The following is a 7,043-nucleotide window of genomic DNA, read 5'->3' as shown; positions in this document are numbered from 1 at the left end:
ATAGCGGCTCGACTCCACTTTTAAACTGGGTGGCGGAAAAGGAGCGGATCAGGGAGATCAGTTGGTGGAATGAGGTGGCGCAGGGAGTTGGATTGCCGGTGGATGGGCAGGTTTATCACTTGCATCCGGTGGGGTTGGTGGGGAGGTTTAAGTCTAATGTCAGGAGAATTACAGTCGATTTTTTGGAAAAAGTTACGGGTAAGTCGGGTAGCTGGTTTACGGGGAGAGGAGGAGGGCGTAAGTTTTTTGCAGAATTTGAAGAGAAATATCCAAGGATATATAAATATGATAAATGCGAGTTTGTCAGTCAGTTAAATGATGCTCTTGAGCGCTACGGCATAGTAACTCCGTACCAGCAAGCTCATTTTGTTTCTCAGTGTTTTCACGAATCTGCTGCTTTTGAGACTACCGTAGAGTTTGCTTCTGGCACGCAGCACGATCTAGGACAACGTAATGATGCTGAGCGCAGCGGGAATACGGAAATAGGTGATGGTCCGAAATATAAAAGAAAGGGATTAATTCAACTCACATGGAAAAAAATTATGCAGCCTATGCCGACTATAGGGAGGTTGACTTTGTGGCGGCGCCGAATTTAATTGCGGAGGATATGTTTAACGCTATAGATGTGTCGTGTTGGTATTGGCGGAATAAAGGGGCTGTAAGCAGGAGGTATAATGCGCAGGGTGATATTAATATCTTGATAGATAATGAGCCTGACAATGTAAAACTTGTGACTTTGGCAGTTAATGGCGGCGAGAATGGTTTGCATGAACGTGCACATATATTCGAGCTGATACGAAAAGAGTGGGGGCTTGTATCATGAATCTAGTTTGCTCTGTAGGGGCGGCAAGGGTACTGTTTTTACTCTGTGTTTTTTCTGGCATGGCTAATGGTGAACGAGCTTCGCCGATTCTGAGTGTCGAGAGTCATAATCCACTTAAGCTATCTGTATTTGATGGTGGAAAGATGTATGGCTTGCCAGTGCCGACAGACTTCATGGATGAAGTTGAGAGCGTGTACAACGAGGTGCGTATTGAGGACCTTACTGGCGACGGGGTTGGGGAAGTACTTTTTGATTTGAAGGGAGATGGTGTGAACTCTTGTTCGAGAGTACTTCGTTACGAAAGAGATGATCGCCTTTTGAAAGAGTTGTTATTTGTTGGAGGTGGGCTCTGTAATTTTGTGGTAAGGGATGGCTATATTGTCAGTTCTTATAAGGATGGTGCGGCGTGGGCTGAAGATATTTATGTCGCTGTAGGTGGAAAGGTAGATATAAAAATATCGGATCGTTGTGTTGGGTGTGGTGAGGTAAGTCGAATAGTTTACAGTTCTGATGGTTCTCTTGTAAGATCGTTAGTGTCTGATGACATAAAATTTGAAACACGTTCCGAATTAGTCTCTAAGGTGGTATCTCTCCAAGCTAAGGTTTTTTTCTTCTCCGGTTACGACTCAGCCCACGCAAAAAAACTTAATGCGGGGAGATGTGATTACCCTTCTAGGATTTGATAGCTCTAGTGGCGAAGATAGGGTTGAGTTCAGATTCTCAGGGAAGACTACTATTGAAGGCTGGTTGAAGTGCAGTGATCTAGCAAGCTGTAATTAGCTGCAATACGTTATAATTTGTTAAACCTCACACCAGAGAGAATCCCATCTAGACTTCGTTCGATGAAAAGGCTTTGGGAAGGAAAACCGGGGCTTGGAGGACTAATAATTCGTCGAGAAGAAGAAGCAAAACTATTTGAGAGAGGTCTGAAATGCGATTGCTGGCGATAGTTATAAGCTCTTTGAGTTTTTTATTTACTTCAGTAGCTTTTGCTAAAGGTGATTGCAAAAACACCAGTACGACAACAAAAGATATTCTTCAGTGCGTAACTAATCTGTACGAAAAATCGGACAAAAAACTTAACGAGCAATATTCAAAAATGGTTGCACCACTTGGATTCCCTAAAAGAATATCTCTTATAGAAACTGAACGCGCATGGATCAAATATAGAGATGCGCACTGCAATGAAATTTATGAGTCTATTTTTCCTGGCGAAGAGGCTGAAATCGAAAAAATAGGATGTTTGATCTCTTTAACCTCATCGAGACTGGTGGAATTATTCCACTTGGATACGGGCATTAGTGGTGACAGCTTCTACAATACACTTTCATTCATAAGCAGTATTTCTTCAAAAAGCAAAGGGGAAATACTCTCACACATTGAAAGCTTAGAAAAACGCCTTGAAGAAACTGATTATTACAAGAAAAATTGCAAACTAACAAAAAGTATTTACGATGAAGATGAGAGACTCTGTCACGCCAGATTAAAATTTCAGTCAATATAGAGACGCGGACATGACTGAAAAATAGAGAAGCGCCAACATGTGGACTGCACCATGCAGCCCTATTTAATATTTACGACTTTTAGAAAAATGCCCGATCAAGTTTCACGGTAGCAATTAAATCTTTTCTGCGGGTTTTCTTATTTCATACTGGTAAACGCCAACTTCACCCCAATCGCAATCAACACCGCCCCCATGGTCCGATCAAACCAATGCCCCATCCGCGCAAACCCGGCGCGCACGCGCTGTTGGCTGAACAGCATGGCCACCAGGCAGAACCACAACGCCGTCGCCACCGCCAGGTACACACCGTAACCCGCCTGTACGGCCAGCGGCGTGTGCGGGTTGATCACCACGGTGAACAGCGACAGGAAGAACAACGTGGCCTTAGGGTTCAAACCATTGGTCACAAAGCCCGCAGTAAACGCGCCGCGTGGTGTGCGCTCGCCCGCTTCACGGTGCAATTCGCCCTCGGCGGCGGGCTTGGCCGGCTGCGCGCGCAGGGCTTTGAAGCCGATATACAGCAGGTACGCGGCCGCCGCCCATTTCAGTGCATTGAACAGCACAATGGACTGGGACACGATCAAGCCGATCCCCAGCAACGAGTACCCCACGTGCAGGAAAATCGCCGAGCCCACACCCAGTGCGGTCCAGGTGCCGGCGCGACGGCCATGGGTCACGCTTTCGCGTACTACCACGGCGAAATCCGGGCCTGGGCTGGCCACTGCCAACAGGTGGATCAAGGCCACGGTCAAAAACTCGGCGACGTACATACTCACTCCATTAAGTAACGGATTATTTCATCTGATAGGCTCGGCAGATTACGCCTTCGAACCCTGTCGCAAAAGGTACAGTTGATGACGAACAATCGCCGCGCCGTCTTCCTTGATCACCCCTCCCTGGACCTGGGGGACCTCGACCTCAGCGGTCTAAGAGACTGCTTCAGCGACCTGCAGTTGTACTCGGACACCACGCCGCAGAATGTGATTGAGCGCCTGCAAGGTGTGCAGGTGGTCATCAGTAACAAGATCGTCCTCAACAGCGAAACCCTGGCGGCCTGCCCGGAACTCAAGTTGATCCTGGTATCGGCCACCGGCACCAACAACGTCGACCTTGAGGCCGCCCGCGCCCAGGGCATCACCGTGAGCAATTGCCAGGGCTACGGTACGCCATCGGTGGCGCAGCATACGATCATGCTGCTGCTGAACCTGGCGACGCGCCTGAAGGACTATCAACGGGATGTGGCCGCCGGCAAATGGCAACAGGCCAAGCAGTTCTGCCTGCTCGACCATCCTATCGTCGAGCTGGAAGGCAAGACCCTCGGCCTGCTGGGCCACGGCGAACTGGGCGGCGCGGTAGCCCGGCTGGCCGAAGCGTTTGGCATGCGCGTACTGCTTGGCGCGATTCCGGGTCGCCCTGCCCGCGCAGACCGTGTACCTCTGGATGAGCTGCTCAGGCAGGTCGACGCCCTTACCTTGCATTGCCCACTCAACGAGCATACCCGCGACTTTATCGGCGCCCGCGAACTCGCACTGCTCAAGCCCGGCGCGTTGGTGGTCAATACTGCACGCGGTGGTTTGATCAACGAACAGGCGCTGGCGGATGCCTTGCGCAGCGGTCACTTGGGCGGCGCAGCCACCGATGTGCTGAGTGTGGAGCCACCGGTCAACGGCAACCCGTTGCTGGCTGATGACATTCCCCGGCTGATCGTCACCCCGCACAATGCCTGGGGCAGTCGCGAAGCGCGGCAGCGCATCGTCGGCCAACTGACGGAAAACGCCCTGGGCTTTTTCAGCGGCGCCCCGCTGCGCGTCGTCAGTTGATAAACTGCGCCCCTTTTCAAGGAGCAGACCATGGATCCGCGCAGTGAAGTACTGCTTCGTCAGGCCGAACTTTTTCAAGGCAACCTGTTGCTGGTGGGCTTGCCCGCCGACGACCTGCTGGGCCGCCTGCCCAACGCCCACGCCTGGTGCTGGCATGCCGGCGATCAGGCAGCGCTTGATGCGCGCTTCCCCGAGCGCAGCCAATTTGGCGTGAACGTGCCGGAGCGTGAGTTCGACGCTGCGGTGATCTTCCTGCCCAAGTCCAAGGACCTCACCGATTACCTGCTCAACGCCGTCGCCGCACGCCTGCCCGGCGCCGAGCTGTTTCTGGTCGGCGAGAAAAAAAGCGGTATCGAAAGCGCCGCCAAACAGATGATCCCGTTCGGCAAACCGCGCAAGCTCGACAATGCACGGCACTGCCAGCTGTGGCAGATCACCGTGGCCAACGCGCCGCACGCGGTGGAACTGGAAAGCCTGGCGCAAGTGTTTGAAGTGCCGCTGGCCGAAGGCCCGCTCAAAGTCGTGAGCCTGCCGGGGGTGTTCAGCCATGGTCGCCTGGACCGTGGTACCGAGTTGCTGCTGGAGCATTTGGACAAACTGCCGAGCGGCCATCTGCTGGACTTCGGTTGCGGCGCAGGCGTGTTGGGGGCTGCGGTGAAACGTCGCTACCCGCACAACAGCGTGACGATGCTGGATGTCGACGCCTTCGCCGCCGCCAGCAGCCGCCTGACACTGGCTGCCAACGGCCTGGAGGCCGAGGTGCTGACCGGTGATGGCATCGATGCTGCACCGATGGGGTTGAACGCGATTCTGAGCAACCCACCGTTCCATGTCGGGGTGCACACCGATTATTTCGCTACCGAGAACCTGCTGCGAAAAGCGGCGAAACACCTGGCAAAAGGTGGTGAACTTCGGCTGGTTGCCAACAGCTTCCTGAAGTACCAGCCGCTGATCGAAGAGCATTTGGGCGTGTGTGCGATCAAGGCTGAGGGCAATGGTTTTCGCATCTACCGTGCCAAGCGCCCCTGATGGCGCTTTGAAAAAGAAGGCTTGCCGAATGGATTTTGCCTAGGCAGAATCCGCTCCGTCCTAGGGGAGTAGTCTCCCACGAGCGCCACGCTCGTCCGGCATACGTCAACATACTTGGTCAACAGACCATGGCGTATGCGACCCAGGAGTCCGCACAGACGGACCGGGGTTTGACAAGACCTATGACACGCACACCTTACCCGGGGCGGGAAGGCTGTACGTGTCATAGCCGTGTCGACCCGCCCCTGGAAACTTACCTGATGCTGGATTCATTACTCGTTCCTACCGCAATCGTTGCCTTGGCCGAAATCGGCGACAAGACGCAACTGCTCGCACTCATTCTCGCTGCTCGCTTTCGCAAGCCCTGGCCCATCATCGCCGGCATCGTCGCCGCGACCCTGGCCAACCATGCGGCCGCCGGTGCCGTGGGTGCCTGGTTTGGCAGTTTCTTCTCCGACGCGGTGTTGCACTGGATCCTCGCGGCGAGCTTCTGCGCCACCGCCCTATGGACCCTGGTGCCGGACAAGCTCGATGATGACGAAGCCAGCACCACACGCAAGTTCGGGCCATTCCTGACCACGCTGATTGCGTTTTTCCTGGCGGAAATCGGTGACAAGACCCAGATCGCCACGGTGATGCTCGCCGCGCAGTACCCGGAGCTGTGGCTGGTGATTATCGGCACCACCCTGGGCATGTTGATTGCCAACGTACCGGTGGTTCTGGCGGGGAATTTCGCGGCGGAGAAACTGCCACTGACGATGATTCGTCGACTGGCGGCGACGGCGTTCTTTGTGTTGGCGATTGTCGCGGTGTACAAGGCCATGCAAAGCAGTGGCTGGATCTAAGGATCCAAGCCTGCAAACCCCATCAAATATGGGAGGGGGACAAGCCCCCTCTCACATTTAGATCCTCATCAAGCCTTAGGACTTCTTGGCCTGCTGGTAGAGCGGCATCACCTTCGGAATCGCCGCCTGCAACGAGGCAATCCGGCTGTCGGACGCGGGGTGAGTGCTCATGAATTCCGGCGGCGAACCTTCCGAAGCCTTGGCCATCTTGTTCCACAGCGTGATGGCGGCGTTCGGGTTGTAGCCGGCGCGGGCTGACAGCTCCAGGCCAATCAGGTCTGCCTCGTTTTCATTGCTGCGGCTGTTCGGCAAGGTCATGCCGTAGTTGGCCACGGTGTCGGCCAGTGCCAGGCTGTCCTGGCCCAAGCCGAACAACGCACCGGCGCCCTGCTTGGCGATCTCGATACCATACGCCTTGGACATTGCCTCACGGCCGTGCTCGCGCAAGGCATGGGCGATCTCATGGCCCATCACCGCTGCCAACTCGTCATCCGTCAACTTGAGATTGTCGATCAATGCGCTGTACACAAAGATCTTGCCGCCTGGCCCGCAGTTGGCGTTCATCTCATCGCTCTTGATCAAATTCACTTCCCACTTCCACTGCGCTGCGTCAGGGCGGAAGGTGGGCGCCTGGGCGATCAAACGCTTGGCGATAGCCTGCACACGCTTGGCGTTGGCACTGGTCTTGTCCAACTGGCCTTTGGTACTGGCTTCACCCAAGGTCTGTTGGTAGGACTGGGCATACATCTGGTCGACTTCCTGACTCGACAGCATGCTGAACATGTACTGCTTGCGCTCAACCCCAACGGCGCCACCGCTGGTGGTATTGACCGACTGACACCCTGCCAGCAGCATTGCCGCCGCCAATACGCTTACCGCCACTGTTTTTTTCATCAACACTCGCTCCCTGAAAAACACCCATAAAACATCGCGCGTATCGTAGGCGCTCATTTGTATCGGCGCCAGATACAACAGACGCTTAACCGCTCATTTTCAGATACATCCCACAGCGGCCTTCAGGT

7 protein-coding genes, 1 pseudogene and 1 riboswitch are annotated in these 7,043 nt (G+C 54.3%); of the genes and pseudogenes, 6 read left to right on the top strand and 2 right to left on the bottom strand.

The annotated features are described in order from the left end of the window. The 3 genes and pseudogenes from EJD88_RS15795 to EJD88_RS15785 all read left to right on the top strand — a co-directional run. A pseudogene (locus EJD88_RS15795) lies at positions 1-596 on the top strand (hypothetical protein); the annotation flags it as partial. Positions 597-819: 223 nt separating this feature from the next. Further along, positions 820-1,506, top strand: coding sequence for a hypothetical protein (locus tag EJD88_RS15790; RefSeq protein ID WP_158878418.1), 687 nt, complete (start codon positions 820-822; stop codon positions 1,504-1,506). Positions 1,507-1,754: 248 nt separating this feature from the next. Beyond that, positions 1,755-2,327, top strand: coding sequence for a lysozyme inhibitor LprI family protein (locus EJD88_RS15785; RefSeq protein ID WP_158878417.1), 573 nt, complete (start codon positions 1,755-1,757; stop codon positions 2,325-2,327). Positions 2,328-2,464: 137 nt separating this feature from the next. Here EJD88_RS15785 and EJD88_RS15780 read toward each other — a convergent pair whose 3' ends face one another. After that, on the bottom strand, positions 2,465-3,097 hold the full coding sequence (locus tag EJD88_RS15780; protein WP_003188636.1) for a LysE family translocator: 633 nt from the start codon (positions 3,095-3,097) through the stop codon (positions 2,465-2,467). An 84-nt stretch (positions 3,098-3,181) separates the two neighbouring features. Here EJD88_RS15780 and EJD88_RS15775 point away from each other — a divergent pair, with 84 nt between their 5' ends. The 3 genes from EJD88_RS15775 to EJD88_RS15765 all read left to right on the top strand — a co-directional run bounded on the left by EJD88_RS15775 (position 3,182) and on the right by EJD88_RS15765 (position 6,021). Beyond that, on the top strand, positions 3,182-4,147 hold the full coding sequence (locus EJD88_RS15775; protein ID WP_112193507.1) for a 2-hydroxyacid dehydrogenase: 966 nt from the start codon (positions 3,182-3,184) through the stop codon (positions 4,145-4,147). Positions 4,148-4,177: 30 nt separating this feature from the next. Then, on the top strand, positions 4,178-5,176 hold the full coding sequence (locus tag EJD88_RS15770; RefSeq protein ID WP_099587148.1) for a class I SAM-dependent methyltransferase: 999 nt from the start codon (positions 4,178-4,180) through the stop codon (positions 5,174-5,176). A gap of 51 nt (positions 5,177-5,227) precedes the next feature. Further along, positions 5,228-5,347, top strand: a riboswitch (yybP-ykoY riboswitch). 89 nt (positions 5,348-5,436) lie between these two features. Continuing rightward, complete coding sequence (locus EJD88_RS15765; RefSeq protein WP_099587147.1) at positions 5,437-6,021, top strand: TMEM165/GDT1 family protein; 585 nt, start codon at positions 5,437-5,439, stop codon at positions 6,019-6,021. A gap of 75 nt (positions 6,022-6,096) precedes the next feature. Here EJD88_RS15765 and EJD88_RS15760 read toward each other — a convergent pair whose 3' ends face one another. Continuing rightward, positions 6,097-6,915, bottom strand: coding sequence for a M48 family metallopeptidase (locus EJD88_RS15760; RefSeq protein WP_099587146.1), 819 nt, complete (start codon positions 6,913-6,915; stop codon positions 6,097-6,099). Between the last annotated feature and the right edge of the window lie 128 nt (positions 6,916-7,043).

The sequence above is a fragment of the Pseudomonas sp. PB105 genome, assembly GCF_009764655.1.
Taxonomy (GTDB): Bacteria; Pseudomonadota; Gammaproteobacteria; order Pseudomonadales; family Pseudomonadaceae; genus Aquipseudomonas; species Aquipseudomonas cyclaminis.
This window is presented reverse-complemented; position numbering and strand designations above follow the sequence as displayed.